The sequence below is a fragment of the Streptomyces sp. NBC_01450 genome (assembly GCF_036227505.1).
Lineage (GTDB): Bacteria > Actinomycetota > Actinomycetes > Streptomycetales > Streptomycetaceae > Streptomyces.
In genome coordinates this window covers 6,643,876-6,662,167 of the sequence record NZ_CP109480.1, presented here as the reverse complement: position 1 = coordinate 6,662,167, position 18,292 = coordinate 6,643,876, and the positions used below count along the sequence as shown (strand labels likewise).

The 18,292-nt window shown below is 70.6% G+C and carries 15 protein-coding genes; 8 read left to right on the top strand and 7 right to left on the bottom strand.

Annotated elements, in window-relative coordinates; translation table 11 throughout:
- The 5 genes from cbiQ (at position 1) to OG568_RS29765 (ending at position 3,938) form a co-directional block, all read left to right on the top strand.
- Positions 1–762 carry a cobalt ECF transporter T component CbiQ gene (gene cbiQ, locus OG568_RS29785; protein WP_266433813.1) on the top strand — a complete coding sequence of 254 codons (762 nt, stop codon included), beginning with the start codon at positions 1–3 and terminating at the stop codon, positions 760–762.
- Positions 750–1,511 carry an energy-coupling factor ABC transporter ATP-binding protein gene (locus OG568_RS29780; RefSeq protein WP_329533769.1) on the top strand — a complete coding sequence of 254 codons (762 nt, stop codon included), beginning with the start codon at positions 750–752 and terminating at the stop codon, positions 1,509–1,511. The genes cbiQ and OG568_RS29780 overlap by 13 nt, the downstream gene beginning before the upstream one ends.
- 10 nt (positions 1,512–1,521) lie before the next feature.
- The gene (locus OG568_RS29775; RefSeq protein ID WP_266433809.1) at positions 1,522–2,001 is read left to right on the top strand and encodes a MarR family winged helix-turn-helix transcriptional regulator; all 480 of its coding nucleotides are present in this window, start codon (positions 1,522–1,524) and stop codon (positions 1,999–2,001) included.
- Between the two features lie 235 nt (positions 2,002–2,236).
- Positions 2,237–2,698 carry an organic hydroperoxide resistance protein gene (locus OG568_RS29770; protein ID WP_266433807.1) on the top strand — a complete coding sequence of 154 codons (462 nt, stop codon included), beginning with the start codon at positions 2,237–2,239 and terminating at the stop codon, positions 2,696–2,698.
- A 67-nt stretch (positions 2,699–2,765) separates the two neighbouring features.
- The gene (locus tag OG568_RS29765) at positions 2,766–3,938 is read left to right on the top strand and encodes a serine hydrolase domain-containing protein (protein WP_329533768.1); all 1,173 of its coding nucleotides are present in this window, start codon (positions 2,766–2,768) and stop codon (positions 3,936–3,938) included.
- A 192-nt stretch (positions 3,939–4,130) separates the two neighbouring features.
- On the opposite strand, the gene OG568_RS29760 is transcribed toward OG568_RS29765, so the two are convergent.
- The 3 genes from OG568_RS29760 to OG568_RS29750 all read right to left on the bottom strand — a co-directional run bounded on the left by OG568_RS29760 (position 4,131) and on the right by OG568_RS29750 (position 8,504).
- Positions 4,131–5,141 (bottom strand): helix-turn-helix domain-containing protein, encoded by a 1,011-nt coding sequence (locus OG568_RS29760; protein WP_443077890.1) that lies wholly within the window; start codon positions 5,139–5,141, stop codon positions 4,131–4,133.
- Between the two features lie 434 nt (positions 5,142–5,575).
- Complete coding sequence (locus OG568_RS29755; protein WP_329533766.1) at positions 5,576–7,807, bottom strand: MMPL family transporter; 2,232 nt, start codon at positions 7,805–7,807, stop codon at positions 5,576–5,578.
- 109 nt (positions 7,808–7,916) lie between these two features.
- A complete protein-coding gene (locus OG568_RS29750) occupies positions 7,917–8,504 on the bottom strand; it encodes a TetR/AcrR family transcriptional regulator (RefSeq protein WP_329533765.1) in 588 nt (195 codons plus the stop codon).
- Between the two features lie 279 nt (positions 8,505–8,783).
- Here OG568_RS29750 and OG568_RS29745 point away from each other — a divergent pair, with 279 nt between their 5' ends.
- Positions 8,784–12,137 carry a S41 family peptidase gene (locus tag OG568_RS29745; RefSeq protein ID WP_329536493.1) on the top strand — a complete coding sequence of 1,118 codons (3,354 nt, stop codon included), beginning with the start codon at positions 8,784–8,786 and terminating at the stop codon, positions 12,135–12,137.
- Positions 12,138–12,308: 171 nt separating this feature from the next.
- On the opposite strand, the gene OG568_RS29740 is transcribed toward OG568_RS29745, so the two are convergent.
- The 4 genes from OG568_RS29740 to OG568_RS29725 form a co-directional block, all read right to left on the bottom strand.
- On the bottom strand, positions 12,309–12,548 hold the full coding sequence (locus tag OG568_RS29740; protein WP_266433799.1) for a hypothetical protein: 240 nt from the start codon (positions 12,546–12,548) through the stop codon (positions 12,309–12,311).
- Positions 12,549–12,634: 86 nt separating this feature from the next.
- A complete protein-coding gene (locus OG568_RS29735) occupies positions 12,635–13,519 on the bottom strand; it encodes an SDR family oxidoreductase (RefSeq protein WP_329533764.1) in 885 nt (294 codons plus the stop codon).
- On the bottom strand, positions 13,516–14,445 hold the full coding sequence (locus OG568_RS29730; RefSeq protein WP_329533763.1) for an alpha/beta fold hydrolase: 930 nt from the start codon (positions 14,443–14,445) through the stop codon (positions 13,516–13,518). Before OG568_RS29730 ends, OG568_RS29735 begins: the two co-directional genes overlap by 4 nt.
- Positions 14,442–16,001: a flavin-containing monooxygenase gene (locus OG568_RS29725; protein WP_329536492.1), complete on the bottom strand. Its 1,560-nt coding sequence runs from the start codon at positions 15,999–16,001 to the stop codon at positions 14,442–14,444. The genes OG568_RS29730 and OG568_RS29725 overlap by 4 nt, the downstream gene beginning before the upstream one ends.
- A 160-nt stretch (positions 16,002–16,161) precedes the next feature.
- On the opposite strand from OG568_RS29725, the gene OG568_RS29720 reads away from it, so the two are divergent.
- Together OG568_RS29720 and OG568_RS29715 are read left to right on the top strand one after the other, a co-directional pair.
- Positions 16,162–16,800, top strand: coding sequence for a MerR family transcriptional regulator (locus tag OG568_RS29720; RefSeq protein ID WP_329536491.1), 639 nt, complete (start codon positions 16,162–16,164; stop codon positions 16,798–16,800).
- Between the two features lie 233 nt (positions 16,801–17,033).
- On the top strand, positions 17,034–18,275 hold the full coding sequence (locus tag OG568_RS29715) for a recombinase family protein (RefSeq protein WP_329533762.1): 1,242 nt from the start codon (positions 17,034–17,036) through the stop codon (positions 18,273–18,275).
- The last annotated feature ends 17 nt before the right edge of the window (positions 18,276–18,292 follow it).

Genomic DNA, 18,292 nt, shown 5'->3' with positions numbered 1-18,292 from the left:
GTGGGCGCCGGTCACGCGCACAGGCTCTACCGGCACGGGCACTCCCCCGTGCACGCCCTGCCGCCGCACACCAAACTCGCCGCGGCCTTCGCCTTCGTCGTCGTGGTCGTCTCCACCCCGCGCGAGGCGATGTGGGCCTTCGCGCTGTACGCCGCGCTCCTGGCGACGGTGGCGTACCAGGCCCGGGTACCGGCCGGCTTCCTCCTCAAGCGGCTGCTGATCGAGATCCCGTTCGTCGCCTTCGCCGTGCTCATGCCGTTCGTGGCGGAGGGCGAGCGGGTGGACGTCCTCGGTCTGTCGCTCAGCGTGAACGGCCTGTGGGGCGCCTGGAACGTCCTCGCCAAGGGCACCCTGGGCGTCGCCGCCTCCGTACTCCTCGCCTCGACGACCGAACTGCGCGAACTGCTGCTGGGACTCCAGCGGTTGAAGCTGCCCCCGCTCCTCGTGCAGATCGCCTCCTTCATGATCCGCTACGGCGATGTCATCACGGACGAGATGCGGCGGATGCGGATCGCGCGGGAGTCGCGGGGCTTCGAGGCCCGGGGTGTACGGCACTGGGGCGTCCTCGCGAAGTCGGCGGGCGCCCTGTTCATCCGCTCCTACGAGCGCGGCGAGCGCGTCCATCTCGCCATGGTGAGCCGGGGGTACGCCGGTTCGATGCCGGTCATCGACGAGGTGACCGCGTCCCGGGCGCAGTGGTCGTACGCCCTCGCCCTCCCGTTCGCCGCCCTTGTCGTCTGCCTGCTGGGATGGACCCTGTGACCCCCTCTCTGGAAGTGGCCGGACTGGCCTTCGCCTACCCCGACGGGCACCAGGCCCTCTTCGGCGTCGACTTCCGCATCGGCCGGGGCGAGCGCGTCGCGCTGCTCGGCCCGAACGGCGCCGGCAAGACCACCCTCGTCCTCCATCTCAACGGCATCCTGACCGGCGGCGCCGGAACCGTGACGGTGGCCGGACTCCCGGTCGGCAAGCGGCACATGGCGGAGATCCGGCGCAAGGTCGGCATCGTCTTCCAGGACCCGGACGACCAGCTCTTCATGCCGACCGTGCGCGAGGACGTGGCCTTCGGGCCCGCGGCCGCCGGGCTGAAGGGCGCCGAGCTGGAGGAGCGCGTCCACGCGGCCCTGGAGCGGGTCGGCATGGCGGACTTCGCCGACCGTCCCCCGCACCATCTGTCGTTCGGGCAGCGACGCCGGGTGGCCGTCGCGACCGTCCTCGCGATGGAGCCGGAGATCCTCGTCCTCGACGAGCCGTCCTCCAACCTCGACCCGGCCTCACGCCGCGAACTCGCCGACATCCTGCGGTCGTTGGACGTCACCGTCCTCATGGTCACGCACGACCTGCCCTACGCCCTCGAACTCTGCCCCCGGGCGCTCATCCTGAGCGACGGCGCGATCGCCGCGGACGGGAAGACCGGCGAACTGCTCTCCGACGACGAGCTGATGCGTACCCACCGCCTGGAGCTGCCCTTCGGTTTCGACCCGCGCTCGACAGCTGTGCGTACTCCGTGACAATGGGCGCGTGACGAAACAAGGGGACCAAGAGGACTTCGGATCCGCCGGGTCGCTGTTCCTCGACGACCAGCTGTGCTTCGCGCTGTACGCGGCCCAGCGCGCGGTGACCGCCGCGTACCGGCCGCTGCTGGAGGAGCTCGGCGTCACCTACCCGCAGTACCTCGTCCTGCTGTTCCTCTGGGAGCGCGGCGAGACCACGGTCAAGGAGCTGGCGGGCGCGCTGCGGCTGGACTACGGCACGGTGTCACCGCTGCTCAAGCGCCTGGAGTCGGCCGGTCTGGTCCGCCGTGAGCGCTCCGCGCGCGACGAACGGTCGGTGCTGGTGGCGGTCACCGGGCGCGGCGAGGCGCTGCGGGAGCGCGCGGCGGGCGTACCGCGGGCTCTGCTGGCGGCGACCGGGCTGAGCGAGGACGACGTGGCCAGGATGCGGCAGGAGCTGTGGGGGCTGGCCGAGCGGGCGGAGGGTGCGGCGGGGCGCGGGCACTGACCTGCCCACCCGGGGCGGAACGGGGCGGGCCGGGCGGGAAAGACCGGGACAGGCCGGGGCGGGATCGGGGGGCGGGATCGGGGTTACCGACGGTTTCCACCCCCTGGTGATCAACCTCTCGTACTGGCGGGTACCTTGTGCACGATGTACTTGCACACTCCCGTGTTCTGTACGCGCGCGCTTCTCTGCGTTCCGTTCGTCTCCGTAGTCCGTTCGTCCTGGGGGAGGTCCCGCCATGATCGATGGCACCGCTCTTGATGACACCGTCGTCGACACGCGCCCGACGAAGATCATGTACGTCGCCGAGGCCACCGCGCACGGTGGCCGGGACGGCTACGTCACCAGCCAGGACGGCCAGATCGAGCTGAAGGTCGCGATGCCGCCCGCGCTCGGCGGTGACGGCAACGGCACCAACCCCGAGCAGCTCTTCGCCGCCGGGTACAGCGCCTGCTTCCACAACGCGCTGGTGCTGGTGGGCCGCCGCGCCGGACTGGACCTGACCGGCTCCACCGTCGCCGCGAAGGTCGGCATCGGGCCCAACAAACAGCGCGGCTACGGTCTCGCGGTCGCCCTGAGCGTCTCGCTGCCCGTCCTCGACCAGGGCGTCGCGACCAAGCTCGTGGACGCGGCGCACGAGGTCTGCCCGTACTCGAACGCGACCCGGAACAACATCGAGGTCACGATCCTGCTCGGTTAGGAATCGAGCCTTCCGCGTGTGTGTTGCATCCACTGTTGACGGTGGCCGGGCGACAGGGAGTACGGACGTGAACGTGAACGGCACAGTCGCCGAGGGCTTCGAGCCGGTCAGAGAAGCGTTCGCAGCCAACTTCGACACGCTCGGGGAACGGGGCGCGGCGGTCTCCGTGTACCGGCACGGGCACAAGGTCGTCGACCTGTGGGGCGGCGCGCGGGACGTGGACGCTGCGGCGGATTCGGCGCCCTGGGAGCACGACACCGCCCACGTCATGCACTCGGCGACCAAGGGCGTCGGGGCCGCCGTACTCCTGATGCTGCACGAGCGCGGCAAGCTGGACCTGGACGCACCGGTCGGGCAGTACTGGCCCGAGTTCAAGGCCCGGGGCAAGGAACGGCTCCTGGTGCGGCATGTGCTGTCGCACCAGGCGGGCGTGCCCGTGGTCGACGTGCCGCTGACCCCGGCCGAGGCCGCGGACCCGGACCGTACGGCCGCCTCGATCGCGGCGCAGACCCCTCTCTGGGAGCCGGGCACGGACCACGGCTACCACCCCCACACCTTCGGCTGGATGCTCTGCGAACTCGTCCGCCGTGTCACCGGCGGCCGGGGCGTGAGCGAGTTCATCGCGACGGAGATCTCCGCCCCGCTCGGCCTGGACCTCTGGGTCGGACTGCCGCAGGCCGAGGCCCACCGGGTGGGCCGCGCGGGCCGAGTCGATCCGCCCGAGTCCTCCAGCGCCCTGCGCACCCGCCCGAAGCGGTCGGTGGCCGAGGCCTACAAGGACCCGGACTCGACGACCGTCCGCGCCTTCGCCGCGATCACCCCGCCGCCCGACGACAACGACCCCGCCTACCGCGCGGCGGCCCTCCCCGCCTCCAACGGCATCGCCACGGCCGACGGTCTCGCCCGTTTCTACGCCGCCCTGATCGGCGAGCTGGACGGCACCCGCCTGTTCACCCCGGCCACGGTCGAACTGGCCCGCGCCGAGGAGTCAGCGGGACCGGACCGCACCCTGGTCGTCAACACCCGTTTCGGCCTCGGCTACATGCTCCACGGCACCGCCTCCCCGCTGCTGGGCCCGGCCTCGTTCGGCCACCCCGGCCGCGGCGGCCCACTGGGCTTCGCGGACCCCGAGTCGGGCATCGCCTTCGGCTACGTCACGAACGGCTTCCGCAAGACGGTGACGGCCGATCCACGGGCGCAGGCGCTGGTGCGGGCGCTACGGGCGGCACTGCCGTCGTAGCCGGTCCACGCGTGGCACTGTCCTCGTAGCCGGTCCACGGGCGGCTGTCGTCGTAGCCGGCCGGGCCGGGGCCGTGCCAGGACTCCCCCACGGTCCTGGCGCCGCCCCTTCCGGACCGCCCGTCCCTCGCCGCGCGGCGATCACCAGAATGCGGGGCCGAGGTCCCGTCTGTCGTTGGCGGACAGTCCCCACCTACTTGGCGGAGAGTCCACGGCCTTCCGCGCGTGCCGCACGGTCCTCGGCCACCGCCCGCGCGCGCAGTTCGCTCGGCGGGACGCCATGGGCGGTGCGAAAGGCCCGCGTGAACTCGGCGGCGCGGGGGAAGCCCCAGCGGGCGGCGACGGTATGGACCGGCATCGCGCGCAGTGCCGGGTCGGCGAGATCGCGGCGGGCGTTCTCCAGCCGCTGATCGCGGATGTAGGAGGCCACGGTGAGGCCCTCGGCCTGGAAGAGGCGGTACAGATGGCTGCGCGAGATGTGGTGCGCGGCGGCGATCCGGGCGGGGGTCAGCTCCTGGTCGCCCAGATGCCGGCGGATGAACGCCTTGATGCGCAGGGTCAGTGTCCGGCCGTGGGTCTCCGGCGGCAGCAGGCGGTCGGCGTCCAGAGCGTGCGCGAAGACGGCCGTGACCAGATCGGTCAGGACCGTTCCCAGCCGGGGCGCGTCCGACGGCTGGTACGAACCGGTGTCCGAGGCCAACTGGACGAGGAACTGCGCCAGGAGCGCGCCGAGCCCCTCGCTGCCCGAGATCCGGCCGCCGATCACCTGGTCGGCCCGGTTCGCGGGCAGCGCCACCAGCGACCGCGGGATCTCGACTCCCACGAGGCTGACCGGGTCGGCGCCGGTGTGTATCTCGTACGACCGTGAGGAACAGTTGGTGTGGATGTCGTTGACCCGGTAGGCGGCCTGCTGTCTGTCCCAGGCGGCCGCTCCCTCTCCCCGCAGCAGGAGGGAGAGGTGGTACACCTCGGGATCGGACTGGCGGATCAGCTTCGGCGTCCGGCGGAAGACCAGGTGGTCGAAGGTCGCCGGCCACACGGTGACCTCTCCCAGCCCGATCATGCGCTGGTGCGCGCGGTAGTCCGCCGCGCGGTCGCTGGCCAGCTGCATCGGCGCGTGCGTACGGCCCATGCGCTGTGTCCACGCCTCGAACCGGTCGGCGACCGGCAGGTCCGCGGTTTTGAAGACCGACTCGTACAACACGGTCAGCGGCAGCGGTCGGACACGTGCATCACGAATCGCCTCCACGTGGCGGGGGCGACAGCCGAAGTGCTCACAGCTCTCCCGGAATTGCTCGACGAAGGCCGACGACTCCCCAGGTGAGAGAGCCTGCGACCGGACAATCGCCTAGTGCCGCGGCAGGCAACGTTTGCCCGTCAAGGAGCGGCGTCCGGTGCGTGCTCTCGGCGTGCCGGCCGGAAGTCCTCGTACTGGACGTACTTGGGCTTTCGGCCGGTGCGGCGAGAGTGCGTGCCGGGCGTCGCGACGGGGCGAACGTTGCCTGTCGCAGCACTAGCGTAGTTCGAGATTCCGCAACTGCGTCAGGTCCGGGACCGGGTTCCCCGTGGACGGCCAGGGGCACCCCGCGGTGACGCGGGGTGCCCCTCTTCAGCCTCAGCAGGTCGAGAGACCCGGGCTCACACCCGTACCAGCTCCCGGTCCTCGTCCCGGCCCCCGTCGCCGGGGCCCTGGCCCTTCTCCTCCGCGGAGCGCAGGCCCTCGCCCTCGACGTCCACGTTGGGAAGCGCCCGGTCCAGCCACTTCGGCAGCCACCAGGCCTTCTTCCCGAGCAGGGCCAGCACCGCCGGGACGATCGCCATGCGGACCACGAACGCGTCGAAGAAGACCGCGATCGCGAGGCCGAAGCCGATCATCTTGATCATCGACTCGCTGGAGCCGATGAAGCCGGAGAACACGGCGATCATGATGACCGCGGCCGCCGTGACGACCCGCGCCCCGTGCCTGAAGCCGGTCACGATCGCCTGGTGGGGCTTCTCCCCGTGGACGTACGCCTCGCGCATCCGGGTCACGAGGAACACCTCGTAGTCCATCGCGAGACCGAAGACGACACCCACCATGAAGATCGGCATCATCGACATGATCGGGCCGGTCTCCTCGACGCCCAGGAGTCCGGACAGCCAGCCCCACTGGAAGACGGCGACGACCGCGCCGAGCGCCGCCATCACGCTCAGCAGGAAGCCGAGCGCCGCCTTCAGCGGGACCAGGATCGAGCGGAAGACCACGATCAGGAGGAGGAAGGCGAGGCCGACGACCAGCGCGAGATACGGGATCAGCGCGTCGTTGAGCTTCTGCGAGAAGTCGATGTTCATGGCCGTCGTGCCGGTGACCAGGACCTTCGCGTCGGTCGTCGTCGTGATGGTGCCGCCCGCGTCACGGATGGCGTGCACCAGGTCCTCGGTCTTGACGGAGGACGGCTTCGAGTCGGGGATGACCGTGATCGTCGCGGTGTCCCCGGCCTTGTTGAACGCCGCCGGGCTGACCGACACGACGTCCTTCATGTCCTTGACCGTGTTGGTGACCTTGGTCGCCGCGGCCTTGGGGTCGTCGCTGGACTTGCCGTCCACGACGAGCATGAGCGGGCCGTTGAAGCCGGGCCCGAAGCCGTCGGACAGCAGGTCGTACGCCCGGCGCTGGGTGGTCGACGTGGGCTGCGAACCGTCGTCGGGCAGGCCGAGTTCGAGCGAGGTTGCCGGGAGCGCGGCGGCGCCCAGGCCGAGCACACCGAGCACCAGCACGGCGAGCGGCCGGCGCACGACGAAGCTCGCCCAGCGGGTGCCCATGTTGGGCTTGCCCTCCTTCTTCGCGGCACGCCCGCCACCGAGCAGCTTGCTCTTCTTGCCGGCGGGCTGGACCTTGCGGCCCGCGTAGCCCAGCAGGGCCGGAATCAGCGACAGCGCGATCAGTACGGCGATGGCGACCGTGCCGGCCGCCGCGACGCCCATCTTCGTCAGCATCGGGATGTTGACGACCGACAGGCCGACCAGCGCGATCACGACGGTCAGACCGGCGAAGACGACTGCCGAGCCCGCCGTACCGACGGCCCGTCCGGCCGCCTCCTCGCGCTCCCGGCCCTCGGCCAGTTCGGCCCGGTAACGGGAGACGATGAAGAGGGCGTAGTCGATGCCGACCGCGAGGCCGATCATCATCGCCAGGGTGGAGGTGGTGGTGCCCAGGTCCAGCGCGTTAGCCAGCGCCGCGATCGTCGAGACACCGATACCGACGCCGATCAGCGCGGTCAGCAGCGGCAGCCCGGCCGCGATCAGCGAACCGAAGGTGATGACCAGGACGACCGCGGCGACCGCGATACCGATGACCTCGGTCGAGCCGGTCTCGGGCGTCGCCTGGAGCGCGTCACCGCCGACCTCGACGCTCAGCCCGGCGTCCCTCGCCTGCTGCGCGGCCTCCTCCAGGGCGGTCTTCGAGGAGTCCTTCAACTCCATGCCGGACACCTTGTACTTCACCGAGGCGTAGGCGACCGACCCGTTCTTGCTCACCGCGTGGGACTTGAAGGGGTCGGAGACGGAGGTGACCTCGGAGCCGTCGCCGAGCGCCTTGACGGTCTTCGCGACGGTCGCCTTGTTGGTCTTGTCACCCATCTTCTCGCCGGCGGGCGCCTTGAAGACCACGCGGGCGGTCGCGCCGTCGGCGCTCATCCCGGGGAAGCGCTGTTCCAGCAGGTCGAAAGCTTTCTGCGCTTCGGTGCCGGGGATCGAGAAAGAGGACGCGCCCGCGGTGGGCGCGGAGGCGGCGCCGACACCCGCCAGCGTCAGCAGGGCCACCCATATCAGGGCGACGAAATGGCGTCGCCTGAAGGCGAGTCGGCCGAGTTTGTAGAGGAATGTGGCCACGAGGGCGTACTCCCGGTCAGGTCGTTTGCTGGCAACTGGGCAGGGGAGATCAGCCCGACGACGTGAGCGGTCGCGTCAGGTGCAGGGCGTTGCTGAAGATCGGGGAGGGTCAGGCGCCGAGAGCGGGGAGGATCACGGCGTCCATGTACGAGATGAGGAAGTCCTGGGTGGGTGGCAGCTCGTCGACGATGCCGCGCACCGCGAACGCGCCGATCATCATGTGCAGCACGTAGTCCTGGGCGGGGTTGTCCGCCCGGATCTCGCCCCGGCCGACGGCGCGCCGCAGGATCTCGCGGAGCATCTCGGTCTCCGGCTCGATGATCCACTCACGGAAGGCGCGCAGGAGATCGGGGTTCCCGTGCAGTGCCGTGGCCAGACCCCGCATCAGCGCGGAGTTCTGCTCCATGTGACAGTCGTCCTCACGCCTCACCATGGCGTGGAAGTCGCCCCGCAGGGATCCGGTGTCGATGTCGCTGGTGATCGGCTTCTCGTGCCGCAGCGCCTTCACGACGAGCTCGGCCTTGCCGCCCCACTGGCGGTAGAGCGTGGCCTTGCTGGACCGGGTGCGGGCGGCCACGGCGTCCATGGTCAGGGCGTCGTAGCCGACCTCCCGGAGCAGTTCGAGCACGGCCGCGTACAGCTCGGCCTCACGCTCGGGGGTGATCCGACTGCGACGCACCGTTGCGGCTTCAGCCATCCCACTCACCTTCTCTGCTCCGGACGACACGGTTTCGTACATCTATGAAGATACCCTGCGATTGAAAGAAACGAAACCGTTTCGTACGTGTGCTGGGTCACGCCCGCCCGAAGGGACACCTACCCACAAGTTGCCAGGGGCCTCCGGGAGGAAAAGCATGGGTAGGTGAGCGACGCGTATGAGAAGGCGACCACGGACCAGGCGCCCCCCGGGGACAACGCGACCGACGGGGACAACGCACCCGGCTACCTCCGCTTCCCCCATCTCAACGGCGACCGTCTGTGCTTCGCGGCCGAGGACGACCTGTGGATGGCTCCCCTCGACGGGCCGGGCCGCGCCTGGCGGCTCACCGTCGACCGGACCAAGGTCGGCCACCCCCGCTTCTCCCCCGACGGCCGGTACATCGCGTACACGAGCTGGCGCAGCTTCGTGCCGGAGATCCATCTGGCCCCCGTGGACGGCGGTCCCTCCCGGCGGCTCACCTACTGGGGCAGCGCGGACACCCAGGTCTGCGGCTGGTCGCCGCCCGACAAGGACGGGCACAGCGACATCCTCGCCGTCGCCTCCCACGGCCAGCCCTTCTCCTACTTCACCTGGGCCTACAAGGTCCCCACCGACGGCGACCCCGGCGGCGCGCTCCCCTGGGGCCCGGTCGCCGCCATCCAGGTCGCCGACCTCGACGGCGAACACAAGACGCTCCTGCTCACCGGTACCCCGCCCCACGAGCCCGCCGCCTGGAAGCGCTACCGGGGCGGCGCCACCGGCCGGCTCTGGCTGCACGGACGACGGCTGCTCGCCGACCTCGACGGCCACCTCGACTCCCCCATGTTCGTCGGCTCCCGTATCGCCTTCCTCTCCGACCACGAAGGGATCGGGAACCTGTACTCGTGCGCGCACGACGGTTCCGACCTGCGCCGCCACACCGACCACGACGCCTTCTACGCCCGGCACGCCTCCAGCGACGGCACCCGGGTCGTCTACCAGTGCGCCGGGGACCTGTGGATCGTCGACGACCTGTCCCCGGGCTCGGTCCCGCGCCGCCTCGACGTCCGCCTCGGCGGTCCGCGCGCGGGACGGCGTACGTACCAGGTGCCCGCGGCGCAGCACGTGGACGGCATCTCGGTCGACGAGACGGGCCGCGCCAGCGCCGTCGTCGTACGCGGCAGCCTGCACTGGCTCACCCACCGCGACGGCCCCGCGCGCACCATCGCGGACACCCCCGGCATACGCGTCCGGTTGCCCGAGATGCTCGGCTCCGGTGGCCGGATCGCCTACGTCACCGACGCGGACGGCGAGGACGCCGTCGAGATCGCCTTCCTCCCCCGGGCCTCCGGCCAGCGCGAGCCGCGCCGCCTCGCCTCCGGCGCACTCGGCCGCGTACTGGAGATGGTCTCCGACCCGCAGGGCGAACGCCTCGCGATCGCCTCGAACGACGGACGGCTGCTGCTCCTGGACACGACGGAGGAGGCCGAGGACACCTCCCCGGCGGAGGAGGCCGCGACGGAGGACTCCGGAGGCAGCCCCCCGACGGAGGAGGCCGAGGACGCCTCCCCCACGGAGTCCGAGGCCGCCTCCCCGACAGAGCCCGAGGGCACCTCCCCGACGGAGTCCCGTGGAGGCGAGGTCACGGAGCTGATCACCTCGATCAACGGACCGGTGCGCGACCTAGCCTTCTCCCCGGACGGGGCCTGGCTGGCCTGGTCGCACCCGGGGATCGGCCGCTCCCTGCGCCAGATCAAGATCGCGCGCATAAAGGACCGGCTCATCGTCGACGTCACCAACGGCCGTTTCGAGGACGAGAACCCCGTCTTCACCCGCGACGGCCGCTACCTCGCCTTCCTCTCCTGGCGCGGCTTCGATCCGGTGTACGACGTCCACACCGGCGACCTCTCCTTCCCGCTCGGCTGCCGCCCCTACCTCGTCCCGCTGTCCTCCGCCACCCCCTCCCCCTTCGCCCTCAACCCGGACGGGCGGCCGGTCGCCGGGGGCCTGGACCCGATCGAGGACGAGGGCGCGGACGGCGCGGTGAGCGTCGAACTGGAGGGCCTGGAGAGCCGGGTGACCCCCTTCCCGGTCACCGCCTCCAAGTACTCGGCGCTGTACCCGGTCGCGGGCGGCGGTCTGGTCTGGCTGCGCTGGCCGATCTCCGGCGCGCTCGGCGAGACCTTCGTCAACCCCGACGACACCTCCGGCCGGCCGACCCTGGAGTTCTTCAACATCAGCAAGGCGAAGAAGTCCGAACTCGTCCAGCACCTGGACTGGTTCGCGGTCAGCGGCGACGGCTCCCGGCTGGTCGTCGTGGACGAGGGCGATCTGCGGGCGGTCCCCTCGACCGAGGTCGGTGACTCCGACTCGACGGTCTGGATCGACCTGCGCCGCATCATCCACGAGGTGGACCCGCCCGCCGAGTGGCGCCAGGCCTACGAGGAGGCGGGCCGCCTCACCCGCGCCTACTTCTGGGAACCCCACATGTGCGGCATCGACTGGGACGGTGTGCTCGCCCAGTACCGTCCGCTCGTCGAACGCGTCGCCTCCCCCGACGACTTCGCCGACCTCCTGCGCGAGGTCCTCGGCGAACTCGGCACCTCCCACGCGTACGTCGCCGCCGCCCGCCGCAACGAGGGCCCGGCCCACTACCAGCGCTGGCAGGGTCTGCTCGGCGCCAACTTCGTCCGCCGCAACGGCAGTTGGACACTGAAGCGGATCCTTCCCGGCGACTCCTCCGACTCCAAGGCCCGCTCCCCGCTCGCCGGTACCGGCATCCGCGAGGGCGCGGTCCTCACCCACGTCGACGGCCGCCCGGTCGACCCGGTCACCGGCCCCTACCCTCTGCTCGCGGGCGCGGGCGGCACGACGGTGGAGCTCACGTTCGCCCCGGCGACGGGCGAGGGCCCCTCGCGCCGGGTGGCCGTCGTCCCCCTGATCGACGAGCGCCCCCTGCGCTACCAGGACTGGGTGGCCAAACGCCGCGAGGTCGTACGGGAGTTGAGCGGGGGCCGCTGCGGCTACCTCCACATCCCCGACATGGGCGGCTCGGGCTGGGCCCAGTTCAACCGCGACCTGCGTCTGGAGGTCTCGCGCCCCGCGCTGATCGTCGACGTACGCGGCAACGCGGGCGGCCACATCAGCGAACTCGTCGTGGAGAAGCTCACCCGCACGATCCTCGGCTGGGACCTGACACGCAACGCCCAGCCGGTGTCGTACGCCTCGAACGCCCCACGCGGCCCGATCGTGGCCCTCGCCGACGAAGCGACCGCCTCCGACGGCGACATGATCACCGCCGCGTTCAAGCTGCTGAAGCTCGGCCCGGTCGTCGGCCAGCGCACCTGGGGCGGGGTCGTCGGCATGACCGGCCGCCACCGCCTCGGCGACGGCACGGTGATCACGGTGCCGATGAACGCGGCCTGGTTCGACGCGTACGGCTGGTCCGTCGAGAACCAGGGCGTCCCCCCGGACCTGGCGGTCCTGCGCACCCCGCTGGACTGGGCCGAGGGCCACCACACCGAAATGGACACCGCCATCCAACTGGCCCTGGACCTCCTGACCACCCACCACGCGGCCTCCCCACCCGACTACTCGAACGCCCCCGACAGATCAAGACCAAAACTCCCCCCAAGATCTCAACAGGGGTGAGGGGAAAGCGCCCTGAAGGGGCGCGCCCCCTCAGGGGCGCGGGGAACTGCGCGCCCAGCCACATCGAACGCGCACCAGACCAACGCACCTATCCGACCCGGACAAAAGCGTGGGGCGCCCCCAACAAACAGGGGCGCCCCACAACTCGGCCTAAGCCAGCGCAGCGAACCGTCAGACGTCGTAGTCCTGGTCGAACCGCTCCTTCGCCTCACGCTGCGTGCGCTCGGCCTCCGGAATCGACCGGTCACGCCCCTGCGGGGAGCGCTCGCCCGTCTGCGGGGTACGCGCACCCGGCTGCGGGGAGTGCTCGCCGGGACGGCCCTTCTCGTGGCCCATCTCCTGGCCCATCTTCTTCTTGCCCTGCTGCTTCATCTGCTCGGCCTTGTTCTGCATCTGGTCCTTCTTGCCCATGAGGTTTCACTCCCATTTGTGGGTGAGGGGGATCGGGCTCGACCAGACTTACACGCACGGACTACGCACGCATTTCGATCAGTCACTCACGGTGAGATCCCCTGCTGGCGCTGCTCGTCGGCCGCCCCACCGGCACCCACAAGCCCCTTACCCACGCCCCTGAGCCGCGGCTCGAACCGCCTCATCTCCCGCTGTCCTACCGCCCCGATGATCCCGGGGAGGTAGCCCCGGACACCCTGCATCCCGCGCAGCCACCACTGCGCGTACACATGGCCGGACCGCCGTTCGATCCCCGCGACGATACGGTCGACGGCCGGCCCCAGCGGATACGTCTTGTTGGACGGCCACGGCAGCCGCTGCCTCAACTCCCGCATCACCTCGTCCTGATCGGCCCCGCGCACCATGTCGGTGTCGGTCCAGGACAGGTAACCGACCCCGACCCGCACGCCCTTGTGGCCGACCTCGGCGCGCAGGCTGTGCGCGTACGCCTCCACGCCCGACTTGGACGCGCAGTACGCCGTCATCATCGGCGCCGGGGTGATGGCCGCGAGCGAGGCGATCTGGAGCAGGTACCCCCGGCTCTCCATCAGCACGGGCAGGAACGCCCGCGCGGTGACCGCCGATCCGATGAGGTTGACCTCGATGACCCGCCGCCAGGCGGCGGGATCGGACTCCACGAAGGGACCGCCGTTCGCCACACCGGCGTTGGCGACGACGATGTCGACCTTCCCGAACCGTTCCTTCACCTCGGCCGCGACCTGGGCCATCGCCTCGTGGTCGGTGACATCGGCGTACCAGAAGCCGCTTTCGCCGTGCAGCCGCTCCGAGACCTCCTTGAGCGCCTCCGGTTCCAGGCCGACCAGCGCGACCTTGGCGCCGCGCGCGGAGAGCTTGCGGGCGAGGAGTTCGCCGACACCCCGCGCGGCCCCCGTGACGACCGCGACCTGCCCCTCCAGGCTCACCTTGGTCATGCGCTGCCCTCCTTGATCTCTGCGTAGGTGGAGACGAGTTCGCGTATGCGGGAGGTGACCAGCTCCGGCGCCTCCACCGGTGTCATGTGCCCGAGCCCGGCCAGCTCCGTGATGCCGACACAGTTCGGCAGGGTCGCGACCAGGGCGCGCGCGTGCACCACGGGCGTCAGCCGGTCCGCCGTACCCACCAGCACGGCCGTCGGCACCGCCAACTCCCGTACGCCGTGGTCGAGGTCCAGCACATCGAGCACCTTCGACCAAGCGTGCCGCACCGTGCGGGGACAGGCGTGCACGATCCGCGCGCACGCCTCCACCATGCCCGGTGACGAACCGGCGCCCATGGTCGCGTACTTGAGGATCCACCGGGCGACCGGCGTGACGGGCCCGAGCGGCGCGGCCGACCCGAGGATCCTCTTGGTCACCTGGGTCCGCAGCCGCCCGGCCGGCATCGGCACCACCCGCGCCTCGGCCACCAGTCGCGAACTGCCCGTGCTGCACAGCAGGGCCGCCACCGCGTGCTCCCGGAAACGCGGCCGCGCCGAGGCGGCCATCAGCGTCATCCCGCCCATGGAGTGCCCGACGAGCACGGCCTTCTCACCCGGCGCGAGGGTGGCCGCGAGGACGGCTTCCAGGTCGTCGGCGAGCGCGTCCGTGGTGCACGCCCGGCTCGCGGGGCTGCGTCCGTGTCCACGCTGGTCGTACGCGATCACCCGGTGGTCGACGGCGAGGTCCCGTATCTGCGCGGCCCAGAAGGCGGTCGAACAGGTCCAGCCGTGCGCGAGGACGACGGTGGGCGCGGCCGGGTTGTCCGCGGGTCCGTGCACCTCCACGTGCAACCGGGCGCCGTCGGCGGAGACGGCGGTCAGTTCGCGCGCGGGCGCGGGCGGCGCGTACGGCCCGTGTTCGACATGCGTCAGTCGACTCACGCTCCCGCCTCCACCCTCTTGGCGCCCTTCGTACCGGAGTTCTTGGTGCGCGCCGCGGGTGTGCGCGGACCGGTTCCGCTCGGCCCGGGGGCGCGCAGCACCTCGTACTCCCCCAGGTCCACCCGTCGCGTGGCGCTCCGGAACTCGGTGGTCGTACCCGGCCAGATGGTGGTGTTGCGGCCGCTCGCGTCGAGGTACCAGCTGGTGCAGCCGCCGGTGTTCCACACCGTGCGCCGCATCCGCTCCTGGACCTTGTCGTTCCAGTCCTCCACGGCGTCGGGGCGGGCGTCGAGGGCCGCCCGTCCGCCCAGCACGTCCAACTGCCGTACATAGTCGGCCATGTAGTTCAGCTGGGACTCGATCATCAGGATCATGCTGGAGTTCCCGAGCCCGGTGTTCGGACCGATGATCGTCATCCAGTTGGGGAACCCGGCCGCGGTGGCCCCGCGCAGCGACTTCATGCCGCCGCGCCACACCTCCGCGAGCGTCCTGCCCTCCGCTCCGACGACCCGGTCCGCGATCGGCATGTCGGTGACGTGGAATCCCGTACCGAAGATGATCGCGTCGACCTCGGCCGTGCTGCCGTCGGCCGCGACGAGGGTGGAGCCGTCGATCTTGGCGAGCCCGGAGGCCACGACGTCGACGTTGGACCGGGTGAGCGCCGGATAGTAGGTGTTGGAGAGCAGGATCCGCTTGCACCCGATCCGGTAGTCGGGGGTCAGCTTGGCCCGCAGCGCCGGATCCTTGACGGCCCGTGCCATGTTCCGCCCGGCCAGCCGCTCGACGAGGCCGAGTTCGCCTGGGCGCTTGGTGAACGCCTGGACCTGCAACTCCCTGATCCCCCACAGCAGTCCGCGCCGGGCCTGGGTGGTGAAGGGCAACTGCTTGTGCAGCCACCGTTCGGCGCCGGTGATGGCCCGGTCGACCCGGGGCATCACCCAGGGCGGCGTGCGCTGGAAGAGGGTCAGCCGGGACACCTCCGGCTGGATGGCGGGCACGATCTGGATGGCCGAGGCGCCCGTGCCGACCATGGCGACGCGCTTGCCGCGCAGGTCGTAGTCGTGGTCCCAGCGGGCCGAGTGGAAGACCTTGCCGGGGAAGGAGTCGATCCCCGGTATGTCGGGGACCTTGGGATCGGAGAGCGGCCCGGTGGCGGACACGACCACATCGGCGGTGAGGAACCCACGGCTGGTCTCGATCCCCCACCGGAGCTTCTCCTTGTCCCACGCCATCCTCTTCACCTCGGAGTCGAAGCGCAGATGCGGGCGCAGCCCGAAGACGTCGGTGACGTGCTCCAGATAGGCCCGGATGTGCTCCTGCCCGGAGAAGGTGCGCGGCCAGTCGGGGTGGGGCGCGAAGGAGAACGAGTACAGGTGCGAGGGCACATCACAGGCGCACCCCGGATAACTGTTGTCCCGCCACGTGCCCCCGACGCTCCCGGCCCGTTCCAGGACGACGAAGTCGGTGATCCCTTCGCGGCGCAGCCGCACCGCGGCCCCCAGGCCGCCGAACCCGGACCCGATCACCGCGACGCGCACATGCTCGTGCTCGGTCATCCCGACCATCCCACGCCTCCCTAGCGCCCGACTCTGCCAGTGAACACTGGCGCAATGGGAGACTAGAGCAGCACCGTACTGATGGGTAGGGTCGTGACCACGAAAGTTACCGACGGTACGACGTAGGGTTTCGCACGTGGCGGAGAAGCGTGAGTACCGGATGGAGGAGCTGGCCAAGGAGGCCGGCATCACCGTGCGCACCCTGCGCTTCTACCGGGAGCGCAAGCTGATACCACCGCCCCGCCGCGAGGGCCGTATCGCCTGGTACGACCACACGCACCTGGCCCGTCTGCGCACGATCTCGGCACTGCTCGAACGCGGCCACACCCTCAGCGGCATCGCGGAGCTGGCCGAGGCCTTCGACCACGGCCGTGACGTCGGTGAACTCCTCGGGCTGGGCGCGCCCACCGAGGAGACCCCCGTCCGCCTCTCCCCCGAGGAGCTCGCCGACGTCTTCGCCGGCCAGGCCACCCCGGAGAACCTCGCCGCGGCCCTCGACCTCGGCTATCTCGCCACCGACGGCGGCGAGATCGTCCACATCAGCCGCCGCCTGCTCGACGTATCGGCGGCCCTGGTCCGCGAGGGCATCCCCCTGGCCGACGTCCTCACCGCCGCCCGCCGCGTCCGCGACCACGCCGACGCCCTCGCCGACCTCTTCGCCGGCATCGTCCTCACGGAAAACCGCACGGCGGAAGACCTCAAACGCCTGCGCCCCCTGGCGAAGAGCGTGGTGGAGGCGGAGGTGTCGATGGCTCTGGACCGGCGACTCAGCCGACGTTTCCAGAACCCCACTCCCTGACAGTTCACCCCATCGAGGTACTTTCCGGCCAACGGGAGACAAACTTCAGTTCGCACTCCGAGAGTGAGACCAGAAAAGACCCCGGCGGCTGTCCTACCAGCCCCGGGGCATGGCCGACACTGTCGAGGAGTGCCCGCATGCCCAAGCCTAGTTGCCGACGGTCTCCAGTAATCCCACCCTCTGCCCGGCAACCGGGCGCCCTCGCCGCGCTGCGCCTCAGCACGCTGACCAGTGTGACCACCTCACCGGGCCGACAGCGCGCAGCGATCCAACTCTGCATCCAGCGGCTCGGTTACACGCTGATCGGCGAGGCCGCGGACCTTGGCGTCTCGGCCCATAAGACGTCCCCGTTCGAGAGGCCGTTCTTGTCGTCCTGGCTCCGTCGCCCCCAGGAATACGACGCCGTCGTGTGGTCCCACGTGGACCGCGCCGTGCGATCTGTGGCACACATGACAGAGTTGATCGCTTGGGGTCGGTGGCACAACCGCACACTCGTGTTCGCAATGCCCGAGGCGGACTGCCCACTTGAGGTGACTCCTCAGGCAGACGGCGTCATCATCCGGCTGTGTATGGATCTGGCCTACGCCGCCGAGCAAGAGGCCCGTGCCATCTCCAGCCGGGTCACCGGCAGCCATGGGGTTCTACGTGCGGAAGGTCGCTACGGAGGGGGTCTGGTCCCTTTCGGCTACCGCAAGGCGCCGCACCCCTCCGGCATCGGCTGGTGCTTGGCCCCCGACCCCGAAACCACCTCCACAGTCCGGATGATCGTGGAAGAAGTGCTCGCAGGACGTTCCTTGGTCGCCGTCGCGCGCATGCTCACCGAGGCAGGTGTTCTCGTGCCGCGTGACCGCCATGCCCAACTCCAAGGACGTCCTTTGGGAGGTCGACGTCATGGACGCGACTTCGAGCACTTCCGTTGGACATCCGGGACCCTCTCCAAAGTGTTGCGCAGCCCGTCACTCATGGGCCATCGCGTACACCGGGCGCAGACGGTTCGCGACAACGAGGGCGCCCCCGTGCTGATCGGCCCACCCCTGCTCGCCGAGGACGAGTTCCACGCCCTGCAAGACGTCCTCCTTGCGCGCTCGAACGGCACGCGCCGCCAACGCACAACGACATCGGCTTTGCTCACCGGAGTGGCCTACTGCGCAGGCTGCGACGGACGCATGTACTTCGCGGCGCGGAAAGGCTACCCGTACGGCGACTACATGTGTCGCGCGACTGCCCGGGGCGAGGTGTGCCCCGCGCCCGCCGGCATGCGCTCCGACTGGCTCGAGGAATACGCCGTCAACGAATACCGCCAGACGATCACCGCGGAAGCCGAGGTGACCCGGGAGCACCTTCTTCACAGCGGTGTCCGCGTCACCGTGGCCAAAGGGCGCTCCGGAGGCGGCCCCACCCGCCTGACCGGGCCGGACGTCTCACGTCTGGCCTTCGCCATGGGGGAGACCTCTGCCGCACGACAGGGTGGCTGAGGTCCAGACGAGTGTGC

What these genes read in the sequence shown, in the direction of transcription:
- OG568_RS29725 (WP_329536492.1), bottom strand. Translation starts at nt 16,001, where the DNA reads ATGACCGAGCACGAGCATGTGCGCGTCGCGGTGATCGGGTCCGGGTTC.
- OG568_RS29740 (WP_266433799.1), bottom strand. Translation starts at nt 12,548, where the DNA reads ATGGGCAAGAAGGACCAGATGCAGAACAAGGCCGAGCAGATGAAGCAG.
- OG568_RS29780 (WP_329533769.1), top strand. Translation starts at nt 750, where the DNA reads ATGGACCCTGTGACCCCCTCTCTGGAAGTGGCCGGACTGGCCTTCGCC.
- OG568_RS29735 (WP_329533764.1), bottom strand. Translation starts at nt 13,519, where the DNA reads ATGACCAAGGTGAGCCTGGAGGGGCAGGTCGCGGTCGTCACGGGGGCC.
- OG568_RS29720 (WP_329536491.1), top strand. Translation starts at nt 16,162, where the DNA reads ATGGAGGAGCTGGCCAAGGAGGCCGGCATCACCGTGCGCACCCTGCGC.
- OG568_RS29750 (WP_329533765.1), bottom strand. Translation starts at nt 8,504, where the DNA reads ATGGCTGAAGCCGCAACGGTGCGTCGCAGTCGGATCACCCCCGAGCGT.
- OG568_RS29770 (WP_266433807.1), top strand. Translation starts at nt 2,237, where the DNA reads ATGATCGATGGCACCGCTCTTGATGACACCGTCGTCGACACGCGCCCG.